The 23187-nt window shown below is 70.5% G+C and carries 23 protein-coding genes and 1 pseudogene; 10 read left to right on the top strand and 14 right to left on the bottom strand.

All coding sequences use genetic code 11. The annotated features are described in order from the left end of the window. Positions 1 to 355: 355 nt before the first annotated feature. Positions 356 to 997 (bottom strand): DNA-3-methyladenine glycosylase, encoded by a 642-nt coding sequence (locus QCN29_RS16820; protein WP_279928935.1) that lies wholly within the window; start codon positions 995 to 997, stop codon positions 356 to 358. Between the two features lie 102 nt (positions 998 to 1099). Between QCN29_RS16820 and QCN29_RS16815 the strand changes: the two genes are divergently transcribed. From QCN29_RS16815 to QCN29_RS16805, 3 genes are all read left to right on the top strand, one after another. Next, positions 1100 to 1882, top strand: a complete 783-nt coding sequence (locus tag QCN29_RS16815; RefSeq protein ID WP_240135765.1) for a sporulation protein — start codon at positions 1100 to 1102, stop codon at positions 1880 to 1882. Between the two features lie 41 nt (positions 1883 to 1923). Further along, on the top strand, positions 1924 to 2460 hold the full coding sequence (locus QCN29_RS16810; RefSeq protein WP_240135766.1) for a YbhB/YbcL family Raf kinase inhibitor-like protein: 537 nt from the start codon (positions 1924 to 1926) through the stop codon (positions 2458 to 2460). A gap of 186 nt (positions 2461 to 2646) precedes the next feature. Beyond that, a complete protein-coding gene (locus QCN29_RS16805) occupies positions 2647 to 3171 on the top strand; it encodes an HNH endonuclease (protein WP_279928932.1) in 525 nt (174 codons plus the stop codon). Positions 3172 to 3250: 79 nt separating this feature from the next. Here the strand turns inward: QCN29_RS16805 and QCN29_RS16800 are convergent, their stop codons facing one another. The 3 genes from QCN29_RS16800 to QCN29_RS16790 form a co-directional block, all read right to left on the bottom strand. Next, entirely contained in the window at positions 3251 to 4210 is a 960-nt protein-coding gene (locus QCN29_RS16800) for an SPFH domain-containing protein (protein WP_240135768.1), read from the bottom strand. 88 nt (positions 4211 to 4298) lie between these two features. Next, entirely contained in the window at positions 4299 to 4730 is a 432-nt protein-coding gene (locus QCN29_RS16795) for an NfeD family protein (RefSeq protein ID WP_279928929.1), read from the bottom strand. Positions 4731 to 4843: 113 nt separating this feature from the next. Continuing rightward, positions 4844 to 5635, bottom strand: coding sequence for an ABC transporter ATP-binding protein (locus QCN29_RS16790; protein WP_279928927.1), 792 nt, complete (start codon positions 5633 to 5635; stop codon positions 4844 to 4846). Between the two features lie 135 nt (positions 5636 to 5770). Here QCN29_RS16790 and QCN29_RS16785 point away from each other — a divergent pair, with 135 nt between their 5' ends. Beyond that, positions 5771 to 6562, top strand: coding sequence for a hypothetical protein (locus QCN29_RS16785; protein ID WP_279928925.1), 792 nt, complete (start codon positions 5771 to 5773; stop codon positions 6560 to 6562). 84 nt (positions 6563 to 6646) lie between these two features. Here the strand turns inward: QCN29_RS16785 and QCN29_RS16780 are convergent, their stop codons facing one another. The 3 genes from QCN29_RS16780 to QCN29_RS16770 form a co-directional block, all read right to left on the bottom strand. Then, positions 6647 to 6886, bottom strand: a complete 240-nt coding sequence (locus QCN29_RS16780; protein ID WP_279928924.1) for a chaplin — start codon at positions 6884 to 6886, stop codon at positions 6647 to 6649. 209 nt (positions 6887 to 7095) lie between these two features. Next, positions 7096 to 7743 carry a response regulator gene (locus QCN29_RS16775; protein ID WP_279928941.1) on the bottom strand — a complete coding sequence of 216 codons (648 nt, stop codon included), beginning with the start codon at positions 7741 to 7743 and terminating at the stop codon, positions 7096 to 7098. A gap of 151 nt (positions 7744 to 7894) precedes the next feature. Next, on the bottom strand, positions 7895 to 9046 hold the full coding sequence (locus QCN29_RS16770) for a GAF domain-containing sensor histidine kinase (RefSeq protein WP_279928922.1): 1152 nt from the start codon (positions 9044 to 9046) through the stop codon (positions 7895 to 7897). Between the two features lie 177 nt (positions 9047 to 9223). On the opposite strand from QCN29_RS16770, the gene QCN29_RS16765 reads away from it, so the two are divergent. From QCN29_RS16765 to QCN29_RS16755, 3 genes and pseudogenes are all read left to right on the top strand, one after another. Continuing rightward, a complete protein-coding gene (locus QCN29_RS16765) occupies positions 9224 to 9919 on the top strand; it encodes an SDR family NAD(P)-dependent oxidoreductase (RefSeq protein ID WP_279928920.1) in 696 nt (231 codons plus the stop codon). Further along, positions 9916 to 11030: pseudogene (locus QCN29_RS16760) on the top strand (S-adenosylmethionine:tRNA ribosyltransferase-isomerase). The gene QCN29_RS16765 and the pseudogene QCN29_RS16760 overlap by 4 nt, the downstream one beginning before the upstream one ends. A gap of 281 nt (positions 11031 to 11311) precedes the next feature. After that, positions 11312 to 12043, top strand: a complete 732-nt coding sequence (locus tag QCN29_RS16755; protein WP_279928919.1) for a transglycosylase SLT domain-containing protein — start codon at positions 11312 to 11314, stop codon at positions 12041 to 12043. A gap of 154 nt (positions 12044 to 12197) precedes the next feature. On the opposite strand, the gene QCN29_RS16750 is transcribed toward QCN29_RS16755, so the two are convergent. Next, complete coding sequence (locus tag QCN29_RS16750) at positions 12198 to 14756, bottom strand: ABC transporter ATP-binding protein/permease (RefSeq protein WP_279928916.1); 2559 nt, start codon at positions 14754 to 14756, stop codon at positions 12198 to 12200. A gap of 235 nt (positions 14757 to 14991) precedes the next feature. Between QCN29_RS16750 and QCN29_RS16745 the strand changes: the two genes are divergently transcribed. Both QCN29_RS16745 and serB read left to right on the top strand, forming a co-directional pair. Continuing rightward, complete coding sequence (locus QCN29_RS16745; RefSeq protein ID WP_318036711.1) at positions 14992 to 16473, top strand: streptophobe family protein; 1482 nt, start codon at positions 14992 to 14994, stop codon at positions 16471 to 16473. A 265-nt stretch (positions 16474 to 16738) separates the two neighbouring features. After that, on the top strand, positions 16739 to 17950 hold the full coding sequence (gene serB, locus QCN29_RS16740) for a phosphoserine phosphatase SerB (protein ID WP_240135778.1): 1212 nt from the start codon (positions 16739 to 16741) through the stop codon (positions 17948 to 17950). Between the two features lie 181 nt (positions 17951 to 18131). Here the strand turns inward: serB and QCN29_RS16735 are convergent, their stop codons facing one another. From QCN29_RS16735 to QCN29_RS16720, 4 genes are all read right to left on the bottom strand, one after another. After that, positions 18132 to 18650, bottom strand: coding sequence for a SixA phosphatase family protein (locus tag QCN29_RS16735; RefSeq protein ID WP_240135779.1), 519 nt, complete (start codon positions 18648 to 18650; stop codon positions 18132 to 18134). A gap of 89 nt (positions 18651 to 18739) precedes the next feature. Continuing rightward, positions 18740 to 18979 carry a hypothetical protein gene (locus QCN29_RS16730; protein WP_240135780.1) on the bottom strand — a complete coding sequence of 80 codons (240 nt, stop codon included), beginning with the start codon at positions 18977 to 18979 and terminating at the stop codon, positions 18740 to 18742. Positions 18980 to 19234: 255 nt separating this feature from the next. Next, positions 19235 to 19351: an SGM_5486 family transporter-associated protein gene (locus tag QCN29_RS16725; protein ID WP_275674673.1), complete on the bottom strand. Its 117-nt coding sequence runs from the start codon at positions 19349 to 19351 to the stop codon at positions 19235 to 19237. Positions 19352 to 19368: 17 nt separating this feature from the next. Continuing rightward, positions 19369 to 20736, bottom strand: coding sequence for a CynX/NimT family MFS transporter (locus tag QCN29_RS16720; RefSeq protein ID WP_279928908.1), 1368 nt, complete (start codon positions 20734 to 20736; stop codon positions 19369 to 19371). A gap of 79 nt (positions 20737 to 20815) precedes the next feature. Here QCN29_RS16720 and QCN29_RS16715 point away from each other — a divergent pair, with 79 nt between their 5' ends. Beyond that, positions 20816 to 21502 (top strand): FadR/GntR family transcriptional regulator, encoded by a 687-nt coding sequence (locus tag QCN29_RS16715; RefSeq protein ID WP_240135782.1) that lies wholly within the window; start codon positions 20816 to 20818, stop codon positions 21500 to 21502. On the opposite strand, the gene QCN29_RS16710 is transcribed toward QCN29_RS16715, so the two are convergent. Together QCN29_RS16710 and fabI are read right to left on the bottom strand one after the other, a co-directional pair. Further along, positions 21465 to 21869 carry a hypothetical protein gene (locus QCN29_RS16710; protein WP_279928906.1) on the bottom strand — a complete coding sequence of 135 codons (405 nt, stop codon included), beginning with the start codon at positions 21867 to 21869 and terminating at the stop codon, positions 21465 to 21467. The two genes, QCN29_RS16715 and QCN29_RS16710, sit on opposite strands and share 38 nt — an antisense overlap. A gap of 548 nt (positions 21870 to 22417) precedes the next feature. After that, the gene (fabI, locus tag QCN29_RS16705; RefSeq protein ID WP_279928904.1) at positions 22418 to 23185 is read right to left on the bottom strand and encodes an enoyl-ACP reductase FabI; all 768 of its coding nucleotides are present in this window, start codon (positions 23183 to 23185) and stop codon (positions 22418 to 22420) included. Positions 23186 to 23187: the final 2 nt, after the last annotated feature.

Below are 23187 nucleotides of genomic sequence, written 5' to 3'. Positions count from 1 at the left end.
GCTTCCTTCGTACTCACCCCGACCAACCGGTCCAGGCTTTCCTCCGGGCGCTTCCCTTCGGTGTTTCCAACCCTACCAGATCCTTTTCCCGTTCCGTTTCCGGTGCGGAATCCGTTTCCAGTGGCCGTTGGAGGGCCTTTCGCCTTTCGGCTGCCTTTCGGCTTTCACCACGTTAGCCGATTTCCCCGGCGACTCATAATTGAGCCACACGAAGTCACCCGGACTTGTTTTCGGCACGCCGAAACCGCACCCGCTTGGGCTGATCGTGAGTAGTGGATGGCCGTCCTCGGGTTGCTCGAAGAGCTGTGCCCGTCTCAAACGGCTCGGGATACGTTAGGTGTCACGGCAGGCGGAGTCAAGTCGACCTACGGCGGGGCAGATGAGCCCGGTAGGGGCTGACCGTGGGGTCGTCCGCGATCCAGAAGCGCCAGGGATGCTGGGCGCCGTCACCGCCCACTCCCGTGCGGGGGCCGCTGCGTACCTGGTCAGGGTCCGGTGGACTGCCGTGCAGAAGTGTCAGAGGTGAGTCGGGACCGTTGCAGAGGTCTGTGCCGTTCAGGTCGCGGCCGACGGCGAGCGCAGTGGCCAGCCGGGCGGGGCCTTTGGCCAGTTCCCTGTCGTTGCGGGCCGAGATTCGGCGCTTCCGGGCCAGTTCCGCCCCCACCTGGATCTCGCCCGCGCGCAGCAGGACTCCGCTCGCTCTTCCCTCGGGGCCGCACACCGCATTCAGGCAGTGCCACATGCCGTAGGTGAAGTAGACGTATGCATGACCGGGAGGGCCGAACATGACGGCATTGCGCGCCGTACGCCCGCGGTAGGCGTGGGAGCCTGGGTCGACCTCGCCCGCGTAGGCCTCGACCTCGGTGAGGCGTAGCTCGATAGGGCCGTCCGCGGTGAGCCGTATGAGGATGCGGCCCAGGAGTTCGGGTGCGACCTCCAGCACAGGGCGGTCGAAGAAGTCCCGGGGCAACGGCGTACGGTCGGGGCTCTCGATCATGGCGTCCGAGCGTACCGGGGAACGACGGCCCGGCGCCGGGAGTCATGGAACCGGCTACGGTCGTCGCGCGTATGTAGAGGTCAGGACCTAGGAGGAGTGAACATGGGCTTCAAGAAGCTGCTTGCGAGCTTGGGGGCCGGCGGTGCGTCGGTGGAGACGGAGCTGACCGAGGCGAACGTGGTGCCGGGCGGTGTCGTCCAGGGCGAGGTGCGCATCGAGGGCGGTTCGGTCGAGCAGGCGATCGAGGCGCTCTCCGTCGGCCTGCAGGCACGGGTAGAGGTCGAGGGCGGCGACCAGGAGTACAAGCAGGACATCGAGTTCACCAAGCAGCAGCTGGGTGGGGCGTTCCAGGTTCAGCCCGGGGCGGTGCACGTGGTGCCGTTCGGTCTGGAGATCCCGTGGGAGACGCCGGTGACGGCCATCGCGGGTCAGCAGCTGCGTGGGATGAACATCGGTGTGACCACGGAGCTTGCCATCGCCCGTGCCGTGGACTCCGGTGATCTGGACCCCATCAATGTTCATCCGCTGCCCTCGCAGCAGGCGATCCTGGATGCGTTCATCCAGCTGGGCTTCCGGTTCAAGAGCGCGGACATGGAGCGCGGGCACATCCGGGGCACGCGGCAGAAGCTGCCCTTCTACCAGGAGATCGAGTTCTTCGCGCCGGAGCAGTACCGGGGTCTCAACCAGGTCGAGCTGACGTTCGTGGCGGACGACCGCGAGATGGACGTCGTGCTGGAGATGGACAAGAAGCCGGGTCTGTTCACCGAGGGCAGCGACTCGTACAAGGCTTTCACCGTCAGCCACCACGACTTCCAGTCCACCGACTGGGCTGCGTATCTCCACCAGTGGCTGGCGGAGGTCGGCGGACGCCGCAACTGGTTCTAGGCTCGGTCCCGACCGGTCGTATCCGATTCGGAGGTTGAGACGTGACGGAGCTCAAGAGGCCGCCCCTTCCGCATGACTTTCATCCGGTGGTGCCGTCGTTCTCGGTGGTGAGCGACGACATCGCACCGGGGGCGAAGCTGGCGGACGCTCAGGTCTATGCGAAGGGGAACACCTCGCCGCATCTGCGGTGGGAGGGGTTCCCCGCGGAGACGAAGAGCTTCGCGGTGACGTGCTTCGATCCCGATGCTCCGACGGGCAGCGGGTTCTGGCACTGGGTGCTCTTCGACATCCCGGCGTCGGTGACGGAGCTGCCCGCGGGTGCGGGCAGCGGGAAGTTCGAGGGGCTGCCCGAGGGGGCCGTCCAGGTGCGCAACGACTACGGGTCGAAGGACTTCGGCGGTGCGGCTCCGCCGGCCGGTGAGAACCACCGGTATGTGTTCACCGTGTACGCGGTGGACCAGGCGAAGCTGGGGCCCGGCGCGGAGGTGTCGCCGGCCGTCGTGGGCTTCAATCTGCGCTTCCACACGATCGCCCGTGCGCAGCTCCTCGGAGAGTACGAAGCTTCTTCGAAGGGCTGATCGTTCGCCTGTTGTTTGCCCTGTCCTGGTCTTGAGGAGACCGGGGCAGGGCATTTTTTTATTGCGTTGTCCATCTCGGCGCACCCGGCCAGAGTTGATCCAGCCCCAGGTCCGCCAACAGGGCTGGGCTGGCCGGGCCATTGCACCCCCTTGCGGTGCAGCGAGCCAACATGGGAGGTGGGCGCGGTGCGTGACACGCTGGTGCTGAATGCGAGCTTTGAGCCGCTGTCGACGGTGACGATGAACCGTGCGGTCGTTCTGGTGCTTCAGGACAAGGCCGTCGTCGAGCAGGCTCATCCCGGGCTCCGGGTGCGCGGCGCCGAGGTCGATCTTCCGGTGCCTCAGGTGATCAGGTTGTGCCGCTATGTCCGGGTGCCGTTCCGAAGACAGGCGCCGTGGTCGCGGAGAGGTGTGCTGGTGCGGGACCAGCACCGGTGTGCGTACTGCGGGAAGCGGGCCACGACCGTCGACCATGTGGTGCCGAAGTCGCACGGCGGTACGGACAGCTGGCTGAATACGGTGGCCTCCTGCGCGGAGGACAATCACCGCAAAGCCGACCGCACGCCGGAGGCGGCGGGGATGCCGCTGCTGCACAAGCCGTTTGTGCCGTCGCCCGCCGAAGCGATGCTGCTGGGGCTGCGGGCGGGTGAGCGTGCGGCGCTGCCGCAGTGGCTGACGGCGCGGACTGCTGTCACGCAGTCGGCCGCATAGCAGTCCGCGGACGGGTGAGGCCCGTGTGAGCCCCTGTCGGGTGCTCGTACGGGCCTCGTCTCATGCGGCTCGCCGCGCCTCAGTCGATGGTCGGCTGTTCGCGGCGCTCCGTACCGGTGGGCGCGGCGGACTTGACGCCTCCGCCGTTGCCTCCGAGGGGGCCGAGGCCGGCCATGTTGCCCATGGCGCCGCTGAGGCCCTTGAGGGCGTCGCCGATTTCGCTGGGGACGATCCAGAGTTTGTTGGCGTCGCCTTCGGCGATCTTCGGGAGCATCTGGAGGTACTGGTAGGCGAGGAGCTTCTGGTCGGCGTCGCCGGCGTGGATGGATTCGAAGACCGTACGGATCGCCTGGGCCTCGCCCTCGGCGCGCAGCGCGGCAGCTTTGGCCTCGCCTTCCGCGCGCAGGATCGCGGACTGCTTCTCGCCTTCCGCGGTGAGGATCTGTGACTGGCGGATGCCCTCCGCGGTGAGGATCGCGGCGCGCTTGTCGCGGTCGGCGCGCATCTGCTTCTCCATCGAGTCCTGGATGGAGGTGGGCGGCTCGATGGCCTTCAGTTCGACGCGGTTGACGCGGATGCCCCACTTGCCGGTCGCCTCGTCGAGGACTCCGCGCAGGGCGGCGTTGATCTCCTCGCGGGAGGTCAGGGTCCGCTCCAGGTCCATGCCGCCGATGATGTTCCGCAGGGTGGTGACGGTGAGCTGCTCGATGGCCTGGATGTAGCTGGCGACTTCATAGGTCGCGGCGCGGGCGTCGGTGACCTGGTAGTAGATGACGGTGTCGATGTTGACGACCAGGTTGTCCTGGGTGATCACCGGCTGGGGCGGGAAGGGCACGACCTGCTCGCGCAGGTCGATCCGGTTGCGGATCGAGTCGATGAACGGGACGACGATGTTCAGGCCCGCGTTCAGCGTGCGGGTGTAGCGTCCGAACCGTTCGACGATGGCGGCGCTGGCCTGCGGGATGACCTGGATCGTCTTGATCAGGGCGATGAAGACCAGCACCACCAGAATGATCAGGACGATGATGATCGGTTGCATCGCGTTCCCTGTGCCCTTCGCTGCCGTATGAATCCGATGATCGAGTTTCTCAGAACTCGGCCTGCTGTGGGGACGGTTGGCGTCGTCATCACATGACCACCGCGGTGGCGCCGTCGATCTCGACGACGTCGACCTGCTGGCCCGCCTCGTAGGTCATGTCGGCGTCGAGGGCACGTGCCGACCAGATCTCCCCGGCGAGCTTGATCCGGCCCCCGCCGGCGTCGACCCGTTCCAGAACGACGGCCTGACGGCCTCTCAGCGCATCGACTCCGCTGGCGAACTGTCCCCCGCGCTGGTTTCTGTGGCGGCTGGCGATGGGCCGTACGACCGCGATGAGGGCCACGGACACGGCGGCGAAGACGAGCACTTGGAGCACGGTGCCGCCGCCGAGCGCGGCGGTGACCGCCGCGGCCACCGCTCCGGCGGACAGCATGCCGAACTCCGGCATGGCGGTCAGCACGAGCGGAATGCCCAGTCCGACCGCGCCGATCAGCCACCACACCCATGCGTCGATGTCCACGTGGTCATGGTAGGACCGCCGGTCGCGCTCGGGACAGGGGTCGTCTTTCGCTCTGAGGTGACGCACTGCGGGTTTATGCGGCGCGCCGAAGGACCGGGGGGTGTGCGGCCGGTTCAGCCGAGCGGGAGGCCCTGAGCCGTCCAGCGGCCGTCGTGGTGCTCGACGATCAGCGGGAGGCCGAAGCAGCGCGAGAGGTTGCGCGAGGTGAGCTCCGTCTCCACCGGGCCCGCGGCCAGCACCTTGCCCTGGCGGATCATCAGCACATGGGTGAAGCCGGGCGGAATCTCCTCGACATGGTGGGTGACCATGATCATGGAGGGGGCGTAGGCGTCGCGGGCGAGGCGGCCGAGGCGGCGTACCAGGTCCTCGCGGCCTCCGAGGTCGAGTCCGGCCGCCGGCTCGTCGAGGAGCAGCAGCTCGGGGTCGGTCATCATCGCGCGGGCGATCATCGTGCGCTTACGCTCGCCCTCGGAGAGGGTGCCGAAGGCGCGGTCCAGGTACTCGGTCATGCCGAGGCGATCGAGGAAGGCGCGGGCGCGCTCCTCGTCGACGGCGTCGTAGTCCTCGTGCCAGGTGGCGGTCATGCCGTAGGCGGCGGTGAGCACGGTCTGCAGGACGGTCTGCCGCTTGGGGAGCTTGTCGGCCATGGCCACGCCGGCCATGCCGATGCGGGGGCGGAGCTCGAAGACGTCCACGCGGCCGAGGCGCTCGCCGAGGATGTGGGCCTCGCCCGTGGTGGGGAAGAGATAGCTGGAGGCGATGTTGAGGAGGGTGGTCTTGCCGGCGCCGTTGGGGCCGAGGATGACCCAGCGCTCGCCTTCCTTGACCGACCAGGAGACGTCGTCCACCAGAGCGCGTCCGTTGCGGACCACGGATACGTCCACCAGCTCCAGTACATCGCTCATGAGCGCGTTGTCTCCCCATGCAATCGTCTTGAGGTGTTGGGTGGCCTTTTGTCCGCCTGTGGGCGTGGCTCCCAGACAAACCTACGCCACCGGTCGGGTGGCTCCGTCCTCAGGCCCGGTACCTACGCTGGGTCCATGCAATCGGAACCACGCTCAGGACGGCTGGCCGCTTGGGGAAATGCCCTGTTGGCCGGACTTGTATCACCGGATGAGGCGGCGCTCGCCGTCGTCGGCGGCGACGCGGTGCACCGGATGGAGGGGCTGCCGGGCGAAGCGGCGCCGGTCGGGCTGACGCTGGCACTCGGGCGGCTGCGGGGCCTCGGGGTGACCGGGTACCGGGTCGCGCTGCCCGCGCCGGGGCATCCGCTGGGGCTCAGCGGCCCGCCGGAGTTCAATGTGCGGGCGCTTCAGGCCGAGGAGGCGGTCGTCGCCGTGGGCGCCCCGTACGGGCTGGTGCCCGAGGTGGACGAGGCCGGTCCCGAGGGGGATGTTCATGTCGAGGTCGTCTGGCACTGTCTGCCGGTGCGGGAGGCCCCGCCCGCGGATGTGCCCTCGCTCGGTGAGGCGGAGCGGGAGCTCGCGGAGGCGCTGCGGGAGGCGACGGCCGTGCTGACCCGGCTGGATGTGGCGGCGTCGGGGCCGGTGGCCGAGGCCGCGGTGGACGCCTACCGGGCGCGGGCGGCTCGGGGGCCGGGCGAGCGGCTGGCACCGGGTTATCCGCCGAGGGCGGCGCGGGTGCTGGAGCTGGCCCAGCGGATCGGGCTGCTGATCTCGGTGGCGTACGAGAACGGGCACGGCAGTGCGGTGAGCGCATCGGAGATGGCGGCACGGGTCGCGGCGCTGCGTCCGGTGGAGCGGGTGGCCCGCCGGGCCCAAGTGGCCGCGTACAACGCCTATGTGGAGGAGCGGGAGCGGGGAACGCGGTAGCTCTCCGCTGCGAGCGGCGAAGCAGACCGGACCCCGGCGGGAGGGGCCGGGGTCCGGTGGCCACTGCGCGGGTGGCGTACCGCGTCAGTTGTTGGTGGCGAGGTTCCCGAAGGCGGGGTTCAGCACGCCGACCACGTTCACGGAGTTGCCGGAGACGTTGACCGGGACGTGGACCGGAGCCTGAATCAGGTTGCCGGAGACGAAGCCCGGGGAGTCCTTGGCGTAGCCGTCAGCGTGAGAACTGGCGGAGGCCACACCAGCGCCTGCCGCGACAAGGCTTCCGGCCACCATGGTCAGGGTCGCGGCCTTCTTCAGGTTCTTCACTTCGAAATCCTCCTAGGCATTCGCCGCGACCGTCCGTCGCAGCACGCCATGGAGAACGGCCCTGGCCCGATCTGGATGCGCCACGTGGGTTACATACACACGACGGTATGAATCTCTGACTGCGGGGCGACGATCTGCACAACCCACGGGCAGCCTTGCGCGTCGGTCGATCTTCCGCAGCCCGCCCATGGGGGTCTCGCCGCCGAAGGTCATCCGGCGAGGCCATGGCGCACCGCCCACAGCGCCGCCTGGGTGCGGTCCGCCAGGTCCAGCTTCATCAGGATGTTGGAGACATGCGTCTTGACCGTCTTCTCGGACAGCACCAGCGCCCGGGCGATCTCGCGGTTGGAGCGGCCGTCGGCGATGAGGCCGAGGACCTCCCGCTCACGTTCGGTGAGCGTGCTTCCGCGGCCCGTGCCGTTCACCGGATCGTCCTGGGAGAGCAGCGCGTCGGCGACCTCCGGCTGGAGCAGCACATGGCCCGCGTGCACGGAGCGGATGGCGCCGGCCAGCGCATCCGGGTCGACGTCCTTGTAGACGTAGCCGGACGCGCCCGCACGCAGGGCGGGGACGACGGTGCGCTGCTCGGTGAAGCTGGTGACGATGAGCACCCGGGCCGCGTTGCCGAGCTCGCGGAGCTTGCGCAGCGCCTCGATGCCGTCGACTCCGGGCATCTTGACGTCCATCAGCACCACGTCGGGCTTCAGCTCCTCGGCGCGGGTGACGCCTTCCGCTCCGTCGCCGGCCTCGCCGACGACCTCGATGTCGTCCTGGACCTCGAGGAAGGTCCGCAGGCCCCGGCGGACCACCTGGTGGTCGTCGACCAACAGGACTCTGATCGCCCTCCCGTCGCCCACCACCACCCTTCTTTCGAAGTGCTGCGCACCGCCCCCCACATCCCCGTCGCCCACCACCACCCTTCTTTCGAAGTGCTGCGCACCGCCCCCCACATCCCCGTCGCCCACCACCACCCCTCTCTCGAAGTGCTGGCCACTGTCCCTCTTGTCTTCACCCACCGGGGACCTCCATCTCGATCGTCGTGCCCATGCCTGGCGTCGACTGGACGGTCAGTCTGCCGCCGACGCCGCCGGCGCGGTCCCGCATCGAGACCAGTCCCAGGTGGCGGCCCGCGCGGCGCACGGCCTTCGGGTCGAACCCCCTGCCGTTGTCGGTGACGCTGAGCAGCGCGCCGCCGCCGCGGCGGACGAGGGCGACCCGGACCTCGTCGGCCTCCGCGTGGCGCAGGGCGTTGTGCAGGGCTTCCTGGGCGACGCGCAGCAGCGCCTCCTCCTGGGCGGCGGGCAGGGCGCGAATGCCGCTGCTGTCGAAGCTGACCCGGGCGCTGTGGGCGCGGTCGAGCACCTGGATCTGCGTACGGAGGGTGTTGACCAGACCGTCCTCGTCGAGGGCGGCGGGGCGCAGCTCCACCACGGCGGCGCGCAGTTCGTCGGCGGCTTCGGCAGCCAGCTCGGCGACCTGCCGCAGCTCGCCCTTGGCGCGCCCCGGGTCGCGGTCGACGAGGGCGGCGGCGGCCTGGGCGGTGAGCCGCAGGGAGAACAGCTTCTGGCTCACCGCGTCATGCAGCTCATGGGCGAGCCGCGAGCGCTCCTCGGCGATGGTGAGCTCCCGGCTGCGCTCGTACAGCCGGGCGTTGGTCAGGGCGATCGCCGCGTGTTGGGCGAGGATCGAGAGCAGTTCCTCGTCGTCTTCGGTGAAGCCGCAGCCGTCCCCTCCGGGCGGGCGGGGGCAGCGCTTGTCGGCGAGGAAGAGCGCGCCGATGATCTCGTCGCCGTCCTTGATGGGGAGCCCCAGGAAGTCGGACATGTCGGGGTGGGCGGTGGGCCAGCCCTCGAAGCGGGGGTCCTTGCGGACATCGGCGAGCCGCTGCGGCCTCGCCTCGTGGAGCATCGCGGCGAGAATGCCGTGCTGCCGCGGGAGCGGGCCGATCGCCTTCCACTGGGAGTCGCTGACGCCGTCGACCACGAACTGGGCGAAGCCTCCGTGGTCGTCGGGCACGCCCAGGGCCGCGTACTCGGCGTCGAGGAGCTCGCGCGCCGAGGCGACGATCGTCTTCAGGACGTCGCGCACCTCCAGGTGTCGGCTCATCGCGAGCAGCGCGGTGCTCACGGCGGAGAGGCCGGAGCTGGATCGATCGCTCATGGATTCACCGTACCGGCGGGGTGTGACAGTCCGTATCCGTCTGGGGACGGCTGCCGGTTGGGGCTGCGGACCTAGGCCGAAGTGCCCTTCCGGGTCGGGGCCGGGGGACGAGGCGACGGCACCTGCGGCGGGTCGAGGCTGGGTCCGTCACAGCAGCCATGGAAGGGGATGGACCGCATGCCTGTAGCGATGATCACGGGGGCTTCGAAGGGACTGGGCAGGGCGCTCGCCGGGGCGCTGGCGCAGCGTGGCTGGGATCTGGTGCTGGATGCCAGGTCGGCGGGACCGCTGGAGGAGAGCGCGCGGGCGGCCCGGGAGCACGGGGTGCGGGTGACCGCGGTGCCCGGGGATGTCACCGACGGGGCGCACCGTGCGGAGCTTGCGGCCGCGGCCGAGCGGCTGGGGGGTCTCGATCTGCTGGTGAGCAATGCCAGTGCGCTGGGCGCGGAGCCGCTGGTGCGGCTGGAGGCGCTGCCGCTCGCGGGGCTGCGGCGTGCGCTGGAGACGAATGTGGTGGCCGCGCTGGGGCTTGTGCAGCAGACGCTGCCCCTGCTGCGTGCGTCCGCGGCCGGCACGCTGATCGCCGTCAGCTCGGACGCCGGGGCCGAGGCGTATGAGACGTGGGGCGGTTACGGGGCTTCGAAGGCGGCGCTCGACCAGCTGGCGGCGGTGCTGGCCGTGGAGGAGCCGGGGCTGCGGGTGTGGTGGGTGGACCCGGGCGATATGCAGACGGATCTGTATGCGGCGGCCGTTCCGGACGACCGTGATCCGCGGCCGGCGCCGGAGTCGGTGGCAAGGGAGTTTCTGCGGCTGCTGGAGAAGCGGCCGGCGAGCGGGCGGCACACGGCGCAGGCGCTGCTGGACGCAGAGTGAGCCGGGGGGTGAAAGCGGTGGCGGGCGTGCTGGAGACGCTGGATTCGCTGAGTGTTCCGCCGGAGCTGTCGGCTCGGGTGCCGCCGGAGGTGCGCGGCGCGGGCCGTGACGATGTGCGGCTGCTGGTGTCGCGCGGTGTCGAGGTGTCGCACCGTGCGTTCCGTGAGCTGCCGGGGCAGCTGCGGGCGGGCGATGTGCTGGTGGTCAATACGTCGCCCACGCTGCCCGCCGCCGTCGACGCGCGCATGGGCGTCGAGCAGGCGGGCGGGGAGCCGGTCGTGGTGCACTTCTCGACGCGGGGCGAAGGCCGGCGGTGGGCAGTCGAGCTGCGGACGCCGGACGGGTCGGGCAGCACGGTGCCGCGCCCGGGGGCCCGGCGGGGGCGGTGGTGCGGCTGAGAGGCGGGACGCGGCTGGTGCTGCGCCGGCCGCTCGTGCCGGGGGCCGACCGGCTGTGGTGGGCGGACGCGCCCATGGACGTGGGGCGGCTGCTGCACCGGCACGGCAGACCGATCCGGTACGGGTACACGGAACGCGACCAGCCGCTCAGCGCGTATCAGACGGTGTTCGCGCTGCCCTCCCCCGACGGCTCGGGCTCCGCGGAGATGCCGTCGGCCGCGCGGCCCTTCACAACGGGGCTGGTGGCGGAGCTGGTGAGCCGGGGGGTGCAGTTCGCTCCCGTCACGCTGCATACGGGGGTGGCGTCGGCGGAGGCCCACGAGCCGCCGTATCCGGAGCGTTTCCAGGTGCCGGCGACGACGGCGTGGCTGGTGAACGCCGCACGCGCGGCGGGCGGGCGCGTGGTGGCGGTGGGGACCACCGCGGTGCGGGCCCTGGAGACGGCGGCGGACGACCGGGGTGTGGTGCGGGCGGCGTCGGGCTGGACGGATCTGGTGGTCACGCCGGGGCGCGGGGTGCGGGCGGTGGACGGGCTCCTGACCGGGCTGCACGAGCCCACGGCCTCACATCTGCTGATGCTGGAGGCGATCGCGGGCCGGGAGGCGCTGTGCCGCGGATATACCGAGGCGCTGGAGCATCTCTATCTCTGGCACGAGTTCGGCGACAGCCACCTCATACTGCGGGATGACAACCCTCACTCTTTGAATTGCTGACGCAACATTTGGTGAGGTCTCCGCGGGCCCGATGTGAGCCCGCACATAGGACGTACATCACTTACGAAGTGCGCTAGTGGCGGGATAAGCATGACGTGAGCGGGGGCTAGACGGCCGAAAGGGCACCTTTCGGACACCCTGATCCACTAGCGGGGATAGTACGTCACACCTTTGCCACATGATTTTGCTGCCGCTAAGAATTGCGTCCGGTCGCCGCCGATGAGCGGAATGCCGCCCGGCATGTTGCGACCATCCCGCGCTATTCGAAGAGGTACGTCTGCATGTCTGCGTTCACCCCTGGCAACAGCCGCCTGAAGAAGACCCACAAGTTCTCGATCGCCGGTGTCGCCGCCGTTGGCGCCGCCGCCCTCGCGTTCTCGCTCGTCCCGGGCAACGCTTCCGCCGACGCCCAGACGAAGGAGGTCTCGGCTGCTCCGGTGGCGTGGGCTTCGGGTGTCGAGTCGGCCCCGCTGATGCAGAAGAGCATCACCGAGCAGCAGTCGGTCTTCGACCGCCTGGCCAAGGAGCAGGCGGAGGCGGAGAAGAAGGCGGAGGCCGAGAAGAAGGCCAAGGCCGAGGCCGAGGCGAAGAAGAAGGCGGAGGCCGAGAAGAAGGCCAAGGCGAAGGCCGCCGCCGAGAAGCGCAAGAAGGAGCAGGCCGCCAGCCGCGCCGCCGAGCGCAAGCCGGTCTACGCCAACAACCTGGACGGCTGGATCCGCGAGTCGCTGGCCATCATGAAGAAGCACGGCATCCCCGGCACGTACGAGGGGCTGCACCGCAACATCATGCGTGAGTCCAGCGGCAACCCGAACGCCATCAACAACTGGGACATCAACGCGCGCAACGGCGTCCCGTCGATCGGCCTGCTGCAGGTCATCAAGCCGACGTTCGACGCCTACCACGTCCCTGGCACGGCCAAGAGCCAGTACGACCCGGTCGCCAACATCACCGCGGCCGCCAACTACGCGGCCGACCGGTACGGCTCGATCGACAACGTCGACGGCCCGTACTGAGCAGCGGACTGACGCGGGCGAGCGGACTGGTGCAGGTGGACTGAGCGGACGCGGGCGGCGTCGCCCTCCACGCCGGCGCCGCCCGTGCCGAAGGGCGGCACCCCGAAACAGGGGTGCCGCCCTTCGGCGTGCCGCATGTGCTTCGGGCGGCACGTTACTTGCGCATCACCTCGGGCTCGTGGCGGCGCAGCAGTCGGGCGACGGCGACTCCGCAGACCACTCCGATGGCGAGCAGGATGGTGATGTTGAGGCCCCACTGGCCCGCGGTGGGCTCCCACAGGGGGTCGAAGTTGGTGGGGTTCTTCGGGTCCCACGGCGGCATCAGACGGGACAGGTCGAGCGTGGTGGCGGCGCCGGCGATGGCCCAGCGGGACGGCATCAGCCAGGCGAACTGCTCCAGGCCGGGCGAGTCGTAGACCTGGAAGAGGATGCCGGTGAAGACGACCTGGACGATCGCGAACATGACCAGCAGCGGCATCGTCTTCTCGGCGGTCTTCACCAGCGAGGAGATGACCAGGCCGAACATCATCGAGGTGAAGCCGAGCGCGGTGACGACAAGGCAGAGCTCGACGGCCGGGGGCATGATCAGGCCCTCGGGGGGCAGCTCGCGGCTGGCGAAGCCGATGCCGCAGATGATGATGCCCTGCAGGGCGGTGATCACACCGAGGACGATCACCTTGGACATCAGATAGGCGGACCGGGACAGGCCGGTGGCCCGTTCCCGTTCGTAGATGACCCGTTCCTTGATCAGTTCGCGTACGGAGTTTGCCGCGCCGGAGAAGCACATGCCGACCGCGAGGATCAGCATGATCGTGCCCGCGTCGCCGTTGAACCTGCTCGGCGGCTTGGGCGGGGCGAGGCCGAAGTCCGCCGGGATGACGACGGAGACCAGGCCGAGGACGGCCGGCAGGATCACCATCAGGGCCATGAAGCCCCTGTCGGACGCGATCACCGAGGAGTAGCGGCGCATCAGCGTCCACAGCTGCGCGAACCAGCCCTGTGGTTTCGGCGGGCGCATCGCCTGGGCGGGCGGCATCGTTACGGACTGCGCGGCGACCGCGTCGATGTCCGCGGCGTACAGCTGGTAGTGCTGCGAGCCCTTCCAGCGTCCGGCCCAGTCGTAGTCCCGGTAGTTCTCGAAGGCGGAGAACACATCGGCCCAGGTGCTGTAGCCGAAGAAGTTCAGCGCCTCGTCGGGCGGGCCGAAGTAGGCGACGGAACCGCCGGGGGCCATGACGAGGAGCTTGTCGCACAGCGCCAGCTCGGCCACGGAGTGGGTGACGACGAGGACGGTGCGCCCGTCGTCGGCGAGACCGCGCAGCAGTTGCATGACATCGCGGTCCATGCCCGGGTCGAGGCCGGAGGTCGGCTCGTCCAGGAAGATCAGTGACGGCTTGGTCAGCAGCTCCAGGGCGACCGAGACACGCTTTCGCTGGCCGCCGGAGAGGGCGGTGACCTTCTTCTCCTTGTGGATGTCGAGCTTCAGCTCGCGCAGCACCTCGTCGATGCGGGCCTCGCGCTCCGCCGCGGCGGTGTCGCCGGGGAAGCGAAGCTTGGCCGCGTACCTCAGGGCGGTGCGGACGGTCAGCTCCTTGTGCAGGATGTCGTCCTGCGGGACCAGACCGATGCGCTGGCGCAGCTCGGCGAACTGCTTGTAGAGACTGCGGTTGTCGTAGAGGACGTCCCCCTGGTCGGCGGGCCGGTAGCCGGTGAGCGCCTTGAGCAGCGTGGACTTCCCGGAGCCCGACGGGCCGATGACGCCGATCAGCGACTTCTCCGGGACGCCGAAGCTGACGTCCTTGAGGATCTGCTTGCCGCCGTCGACCGTCACCGTGAGATGGCGGGCGGAGAAGGAGACCTCGCCGGTGTCGACGAACTCCTCCAGGCGGTCGCCGACGATCCGGAAGGTGGAGTGGCCGACGCCGACGATGTCGTTCGGGCCGATGACGACGGAGGAGGACTTTGCGATCGGCTGGCCGTTGACATAGGTGCCGTTGTGGGAGCCGAGGTCGCGGATCTCGAAACGGCCGTCAGGGGTGGCGGTGAACTCCGCGTGGTGGCGCGAGACCTGGAGGTCCGAGACGACCAGTTCGTTCTCCAGCGCACGGCCGATGCGCATCACACGGCCGAGGGCGAGCTGGTGGAACGTGGTCGGGCTGCGGTCCCCGTGGACCGGCGGCGCCCCCGCGGCGCCGCCGGACGCTGCATGTCCAGACTGCTGGTGCGGCACCTGAGGCTTTGGAGCCGCGGCGGCGGGTTGCTGGGGCTGCTGCGGCTGCACGGGCTGCTGCGGCTGAGGCTGTGGCTGCACGGGCTGCTGAGGGGGCGACTGCTGCCAGCCTTGCTGCTGCGGGGCCACCTGTGTCGCCTGAGCGTGCGCCGGCGCGGGCGCCTGCTGCGGCGCGGACGCGGCTCCGGACAGACTCAGCCGCGGGCCGTCGGTGGCATTGCCCAAGTGCACTGCGGCGCCGGGGCCGATCTCCATCTGGTGGATCCGCTGACCGTGCACATAGGTGCCGTTGGTGCTGCCGTGATCCTCGATGACCCAACTGCGGCCGCCCCAGCTGAGGGTGGCGTGCCGCCACGAAACCCTGGCGTCCTCGACCACCAGATCGCCCTGCGGATCACGTCCCAGGGTATACGTCCTGGACGGATCGAGCGTCCAGGTCCTTCCGTTCAATTCCAGTACGAGTTCCGGCACTCCATGCCCCACTAGTTGTCCCCCGAGTGACCCCCATCACAGGGAGTCTAGGGATGGCGAACATCGGGGGGAACTATTTCAGGCCCGGTCCCCCAACTGAAAGTCGGGCCTGTGAAGACCTGTTCGGGATGGCCGTTGACGGGGGAGAAACTACCCCGGAGAGTAGTAAGAACCCATGACTGCGCACGGAACATGCGCAGTTGGGGACAACTGGGCCAAAGCCCAGTGGGGGGATCGGGGGGTCCGGATGGACTCTGTCAGGTACGACGACAACGGCAGGCGGACGCCGTCGGTGCGGTGGGGCAGGGTCCTGCTGTCGGCGGTGGCCGCGGTGAGCTGGGCGCTGGCGGGCATGGCCGGTGCGGCGGCGCTGGGGCTGCATCTGCTGGGGGCTGATGCGACCGCCTCAGTGGGGCCGATGACCGCCGCCGCGGTGGTGCTCGCCATCGGCGGCTCGGTGACGCCGACCGGCGATGTGTCCGCCTTCGGCATCGACGGCGGCGCGCAGGCGCGGACGGCCGTCGACATCGCGCCACTGGGTGTGGGGCTGGTCGGGGCGCTGCTCCTCGCGTACGTCTTTCTGCGTTCGCTGCGGATAGTGCGGCCGTACGCCGTACATCTGGCGGCACCGGAGCTGCTCGCGCGGGCGGCCGCGGTGGCTGTGCTCTTCGTGGCGATGACGGGCGGGCTCGCGTGGGCGGGTCACGACGTCATCACCATCGACGGCCTGGAAGTGGAGGTCCCCTCCGCGGACCTGCCCGTGGTGGGCGATCTGCTCCCCGGCGGGACCGGTGAGCCGGTGCGGGCCGAGGCCGCCGTGGGCTACAGCGTCAATACGGCGGACTCGCTGGCCGGCGCGGCGGTGTGGGTCGTCGGCGTGCTGATCGTCGCTCTGCTGTCCTCACGCCGCACTCCGCTGCCCCGGGGCGCGGTGTGGGAAGCGGTGCGGAAGGTGCGTCCCGCGGTGTCGGCGGTGGTGACGGTCGCGCTGACGGCTGTGCTCGCCGGGTACGCGGCGGCCGGATACGCGGCGATCGGGGACGAGAACCCCGGCCGGATCGCCGGAGCAGCCTTGCTCGGCGCGCCGAACGGCGTCTGGGTCGGCCTGTCGCTCGGGCTCTTCGTTCCCTGGGAAGGCCGGGTGACCGGTGGCCTGGAGCGGGTGCTGCCCCATCCGCTGGACGAGCTGCTGGTCTCCTCGGGGTCCACCGGCCCGGTGACCGTGGGCCGGCTGGCCGAGCTGGACGGCCGGGTGTGGCTGCTCTCCGTGGCAGCGGGCGTGGCGATGCTCTGCGCGGGGGTCCTGGCGGCGGAGCGGTCCTGGGGAACGGAGACCTGGGGCTGCTCGGCGACCCGTTTCACCGTACGTACGGCGCTGCGGCTGGGGCTGGCGGCGGGGGCCGGGCTGGCGCTGCTGGTGTGGCTCACGGGGGTGTCGGTGGATGCGTCGCTGTCCGTGCTGGGCATCGACGCCGTGGGCGCGGAGGTCGCCCTGCGGGGGGCGACCGGGGTGGCTGCGCTGCTGGGCGCTGTGTGGGGCGCGGGGGCGGGGGCGGTCGGGGGGCTGCTGGTGTACGCCCTGATGCGGGGCGAGCCTCGTGGCGGCGCCCCGGACTCCCCGGGGCCGTACCAGCCGTCGGCCCCCTCGTACCGGGCGCCGAACCCGGACACCAACCCGTACCTGAGGCTGCCGGGGAGGTGGGACGGGCGGGGACGCGGGGGTGGGTGACCAGCATGCCGCCGGGCCCGACACGGAACAGAGGGACGGCGCGGACTCCGGCCTGCCGCCAGGCGCGGGCTGTCCGGGAGGCATGGCGGACTCCAGCACCCGCCAGGCGCGGGAGGGGGCCTGGTCAAGGGGGCAGAGGGAGTCACATGGGCGCGAACGGCCGGGGAAGCTGGGGAAAACTGCAGGGGACGATGTGGCGCAGGTCTGTCCGGGTGGCGGGACGGGGGAGGTGGCTCCCCCGTATGCCCGATACGGTGGAAGCACCATGAGCGCATCGCAGACCCCAGCCGTACGCACCCTTCTCGTGAAGATCTTCGGGAAGGACCGTCCCGGCATCACCGCCGGCCTCTTCGACACCCTCGCTGCCTACTCCGTCGACGTCGTCGACATCGAGCAGGTCGTCGCCCGCGGCCGCCTCATGCTGTGTGCGCTCGTCACCGCGCCGACCGGCGGCGCAACCGCCGAGGGTGAGCTGCGCGCCACCGTGCACAGCTGGGCGGACTCACGCAAGCTCCAGGCTGAGATCATCTCCGGCACCGGCGACAACCGGCCGCGCGGCAGCGGCCGTTCCCATGTCACCGTGCTGGGGCACCCGCTCACCGCCGAGTCCACCGCCGCCATAGCGGCCAGGATCACCGGTGCGGGCGGCAATATCGACCGTATCTACCGGCTTGCGAAGTACCCCGTCACGGCCGTGGAGTTCGACATCTCCGGTGTGGAGACCGAACCGCTGCGCACGGCCCTGGCCACCGAGGCCGCGGAGATCGGCGTCGATGTGGCCGTGGTCTCCGCCGGGCTGCACCGCAGGGCGCAGCGGCTGGTGGTGATGGACGTCGACTCGACGCTCATCCAGGACGAGGTCATCGAACTGTTCGCCGCGCACGCAGGCTGTGAGAAGGAGGTCGCCGAGGTGACCGCCGCCGCGATGCGGGGAGAGCTGGACTTTGAACAGTCGCTGCACGCCCGGGTCGCGCTGCTTGCCGGGCTCGACGCCTCCGTCGTGGAGAAGGTGCGCACCGAGGTCACGCTGACCCCCGGCGCCCGGACCCTGATCCGCACGCTCAAGCGGCTCGGTTACCAAGTCGGCGTTGTCTCGGGCGGTTTCACCCAGGTCACCGATGATCTGAAGGACCGTCTCGGACTGGACTTCGCCTCGGCGAACACGCTGGAGATCGTCGACGGGAAGATCACGGGCCGGGTTGTCGGCGAGGTCGTGGACCGTGCGGGCAAGGCGCGGCTGCTGCGCCGGTTCGCGGCGGAAGCGGGGGTGCCCCTGGCGCAGACCGTGGCGATCGGCGACGGGGCGAACGACCTCGACATGCTGAACGCGGCCGGTCTGGGCGTCGCCTTCAATGCGAAGCCCGTCGTCCGCGAGGCCGCGCACACCGCGGTCAATGTCCCGTTCCTCGACACGGTGCTGTATCTGCTGGGCATCACCCGTGAAGAGGTCGAGGCGGCGGACATCGACGAGGACTGAGCCGTCCACGACACGGCCCGGGCCGGGCGGAAACCTGGCCGGGCGAACCGGGCGATGCGGGGCCGGGCGATACAGGGCCCGGCGGAAAGCCGGGTGAAACGGCCCTCCGCTGAGCGAACCGAGTCCCGGCACCGCAGCGGTGCCGGGACTCCGCCCTTCCAGCCCGTGGCGCGGAGACCGGCTACTTGGACGGCGCCCAGTAGTCGACCAGCGTGCCGACGCCCGGCTCCAGCGTCTTCCAGGTGCCGCTGAACGAGATCACGGCAAACGCGGAGGTCGGGAAGCCGCGGCGGGCCATCCGGTCGCCGGCGTCCCCCTCCGACTCCGCGGAGAGGATGTCGGCGAGCCCCTGCACGCCGGGGTTGTGGCCGATGAGGAGGACGTTCTGCATGTCGTCCGGGGTTTCGTTGAGCACGGCGATCAGCTCGCCGGGCGAGGCCTCGTAGACCCGCTCCTCGTAGACGGTCTTCGGCCGGCGCGGGAACTCCTGAACGGCGAGCTTCCAGGTCTCGCGGGTCCGGGTGGCGGTCGAGCAGAGGGCCAGATCGAAGGCGATGCCGGTGTCCGCCAGCTTGCGCCCGGCGACCGGGGCGTCCTTGCGGCCCCGCTCGGCGAGCGGTCGCTCATGGTCGGTCACCTGTGGCCAGTCGGCCTTGGCATGCCGGAAGAGGACAATCCTGCGGAGTTCTGCGACGCTCATGCATCCCAGCTTCGCATGAAACGCGCCACAGGGCGCAGGGTGTTGACGACCTCCCCCCGTGACGGGTGAACGGATGATCACCGCGGCCGTCAGCCCGTGAACGTCTGCCGTATGTGCTCGAGGAGCCGGCCGAGGGCGGGATCTCCCGCGGCCTCCGCCGGGCCTTTGTCCATGATGAGAGCGAGGAGGCAGACGAAGGCGATCAGCGGCAGGGTGAGGGCCCACCACGGCAGCCGGGCTTCCGCGCCGCCCAGGGCGATGGGCCTGCGGCCGGCGCGGGGAGCACGGGCGCGGGGGCGGCGGGTGGTGATGTGCGCATGGGCCGACATGGCCGCCTCCGTGGATCTCGCGATGCGGTGGTGGGAACTGCTTCCAACCTACGGATCGCGCTGCGGCCGGCCCATCCGGCAACCCACCCACTTGTCCCTGAGCCTGACCCCCTAGGGGATGGGGGTGCCAGCCCCACCCCCGACGTGTCCGGAGCGGCCGGTCCACGGTGCGGGCGGGTCCCGCGGCGGCCGGTCCGCAAGACGGGCCGGTCCGCAAGACGGGCGTGCGGTCTGTCAGGGCGGGCGTGCGGTCTGTCAGGGCGCGGCGATGGAGGCGATCACGCCGATGACGACGGTGATGGCGAGCATCGCGCCGAAGACCATGAGGAGCTTCTTCTGGCCCTGGGGCGGGTTCGGGTCGAGTACGGGCATGGGCCCAGTCTCGCACCTCAGCATTCGTCCTCGACCGTCCGGTCCCGGCCGGCCAGCACCCCGACGGCCATCTGCGGCAGCGTCAGCCCCGCCATCAGGGCCAGCGGCAGCCCCCAGCCGCCGCTGTGCTGGTAGAACGCGCCGACGACGGTCGGCCCCGGGATGGAGATCAGATAGCCCACGGACTGGGCGAACGCCGAGAGCCGTACGACGCCGACGCCGGTCCTGGCCCGCATGCCGATCATGGTGAGGGCGAGTGGGAAGGCGCAGTTGGCTACGCCGAGCAGCAGCGCCCAGGCCCAGGCCCCCGCCGCGGGTGCGAGGACGAGCCCGAGGTAGCCGCTGAGTCCGCACAGCCCGAGGGCGACGACGATGGGCCCCTGATGCCGCATCCGGGCGGCCAGCCGGGGGATGACGAACGCCAGCGGCACGCCCATGACCATGGTGACGGCGAGCAGCAGCCCCGCCGTGCCTGCCGAGACCCCGGCGTCCCGGAAGATCTGCGGCATCCAGCCCATGGTGATGTACGCGCCGGTGGCCTGGAGCCCGAAGAAGCCCGCGAGCGCCCAGGCGGTTCGGCTGCGGATGACGCGGGGAGCCGCGGCGGCCCGCTCGGCCGCCTCATCGGTGCGGCGGGGGCTTTCGGAGCCGTGCCGACCGGCGCCTGAGCCGTGCCGGGCTCCTTCGGAGCCGTGCGGGCCGGCGTCGGGGGTGCGGTCGCGGATCAGCCCGAGCCAGGGCAGTACGGCGACGGCGGCGAGCACGGCCCATATGCCGAGCCCCGCGCGCCAGCCGCCGCCCAGGGCCTGGGTCATGGGGACCGTCGCGGCGGCGGCCAGGGAGGTGCCCAGGGCCAGGGCCATGGAGTACAGCCCGGTCATGGAGCCGATGCGGTCGGGGAAGTGCCGCTTGACGATCACCGGCATCAGGACGTTGCTGACGGCGATGCCCATCAGGGCGAGGGCGCTGGCCGCGAGGAAGGCGGGGGTGGCGTCGGCGAAGGGACGGACGGCCAGTCCGGTCGCGATGGCGGCCATGCCCGCGCATACGACCGCGCCGGGACCGAAGCGGCGGGCGAGCCGCGGGGCGGCGATTCCGAAGACCGCGAAGCAGAGTGGCGGCACCGAGGTGAGCACACCGGCGACGCTGCCGCTCATGTGCAGGCCCACGCGGGCCTCTTCGAGGAGGGCTCCGAGGCTGGTGATGGCGGGCCTGAGGTTGAGCGCGGCGAGCACGATGCCTGCCATGACGAGCCGGGGGCCCCAGACGGAGGGCCGCGTTCTGGAGCCGGACGTGCGGGAGCCGTCCTCGCGGAGGTTGGAGGACGGCGTCCGGGGCCGTGCGTGTGTCTCTGTCGGGATCTGGGTGTCGGTCTCGTCGGGCATGCCGCCCATCATAGAATCATGGGATGATTGGCTGTCCAATCGGCGACCTGCCCTCATGGCACGCAGAAGGAGCGACACGATGGCGCTGAGCTCACCCCGGCGTTCCGCACTCTCGGATCAGGTGATCTCCGAGCTGCGGAACCAGATCACGTCGGGCGAGTGGCCCGTGGGCTCGCGGATTCCGACCGAGCCCGAGCTGGTCGAGCAGCTCGGCGTGGCCCGCAACACCGTGCGCGAGGCCGTGCGGGCGCTCGCCCACAACGGTCTGCTGGACATCCGCCAGGGCTCGGGGACCTATGTCGTGGCGACCAGCGAACTCGCGGGCGTCATGCACCGCCGCTTCGCCGACGCCGACCCCCGGCACATCGCCGAGCTGCGCTCCACCCTGGAGTCCTCGGCGGCGCGGCTGGCCGCGGCGCGGCGCACCGAGAAGGACCTGAAGCAACTGGACACGCTGCTCGCCCGACGCGAGGAGGCGTGGTCCGCCGGGGACGCTGAGCGCTTCGTCGCCGCCGACACCACCTTCCATCTGGCGGTGGTGGCCGCCTCTCACAACGAGGTGCTCACGGGGCTCTACGCGGACCTGGGCGATCTGCTGCGCGACTGGCTGCGCGGGGACGTCGGCGGCGAACTGCGCCCGGAGAACCACATGGACCACGCCCGGCTGGTCGAGGCGGTCCGCAGCGGCGACGGAGAGGCGGCGGCCGCGGAGGCGGCGAGCTATCCGTTCATGTGCCTGCGCGACTCTCCGTCGGCTGATGGCTGACCCACGCGGAGTGGATCTCCTTCCAGCAGCGGCTGGTGAGCTGCGCGTATCCGGCCGCGCCGAGTTCGACGGGAGCGGTGTCGACGTCGATGTCCCACCAGCGGTCGCACTCGATGTGCAGCCGGACCAGGTCGGCCTGAGGATACGGGTTGTGGCAGTACGCGGTGGCACGCGAGCCCTCGACGGCCAGCCGGCACTCGGCCTGGTAGACAGGTCGCGGAGCCGTGGGCTGCGCCTCCGCGGCCCGCGAGGTGGGCTGCGCGGTCGGCTGGGAGGTCCGGCGGTGCGGCTGGGACACGGTCGGAGTGGCCCACAGAAGGACCGTGACCGTGGCCAGTATGGAGGCGGAGCGCCAGGTCGTGCGCACAAGCAGGACCTCCTCGGCCGTACTGCGACGAGGGCGCGAGCGCCTTTCGTCGCGGCTGCACCACAAGGGGGAATGCCCTTCCAGGGTCGTACGGCCCAGGGGTGCGGCGCGCGCCTCGGTGGGCCGAACGGGCGACGCCCCGCTCCCCGCGGGAGGCGGGAAACGGGGCGTCGGGGCCGTCCGGCCGGGGTGAGCAGGAGTGCTGCGACCGGCCGTAGCGCGTGCGCGGGCACGTCGTGGCCGGTCGCGACCACACGGCGGAGCCGCATGGCGATACAGTCCCGCACCCCTGTGGGGCGCCTACGCGCCGATCGCATGCAGGCCGCCGACGCCGCATCGACCGCCACCCTCGCACCCCTCGGCCCCGAGGGGCCTCAGCGGCTTCGGGACGGCTGCGCCGGACTCCGTCCGGCCGGTGGCCGGGCTATGCGCCGATCGCATGCAGGCCGCCGACGCCGCATCGACCGCCACCCTCGCACCCCTCGGCCCCGAGGGGCCTCAGCGGCTTCGGGACGGCTGCGCCGGACTCCGTCCGGCCGGTGGCCGGGCTATGCGCCGATCGCGTGCAGGCCGCCGTCCACGTGGACGATCTCACCCGTCGTCTTGGGGAACCAGTCCGACAGCAGGGCGACCACGCCGCGGCCCGTCGGCTCAGGGTCGGAGAGGTCCCACTCCAGCGGGGAGCGGTGGTTCCAGACGTCCGCCAGATCGGAGAAGCCCGGGATGGACTTCGCGGCCATGGAGCCGAGCGGTCCCGCAGAGATCAGATTGCAGCGGATGTTCTGCTTGCCCAGGTCGCGGGCGAGGTAGCGGGAGGTCGCCTCAAGCGCCGCCTTCGCCGGGCCCATCCAGTCGTACTGCGGCCAGGCGTACTGGGCGTCGAAGGTCAGACCGACGACCGAGCCGCCCTCCTGCATCAGCGGCAGGCAGGCCGTCGTCAGTGACTTCAGCGAGAACGCCGAGACGTGCATCGCGGTCGAGACGGACTCGAACGGGGTGTTGAGGAAGTTGCCGCCGAGCGCGTCCTGCGGCGCGAAGCCGATGGAGTGCACCACGCCGTCGAGGCTGCCGAGTTCCTCGCGCACCAGGTCGGGGAGGCGGGACAGATGCTCCTCGTTGGTGACGTCGAGTTCGATGACCTTGGTGGGCTTGGGGAGCTTCTTGGCGATGCGCTCCGTCAGCGTGGGCCGGGGAAAGGCCGTCAGGATGATCTCCGCACCCTGCTCCTGGGCCAGCTTCGCGGTGTGGAAGGCGATGGAGGACTCCATCAGCACACCAGTGATGAGGATGCGCTTGCCGGCGAGGATTCCACTCATGT

Origin of the sequence: Streptomyces chengmaiensis (assembly GCF_029846775.1) — a bacterium.
GTDB lineage: Bacteria > Actinomycetota > Actinomycetes > Streptomycetales > Streptomycetaceae > Streptomyces > Streptomyces chengmaiensis.
This window is presented reverse-complemented; position numbering and strand designations above follow the sequence as displayed.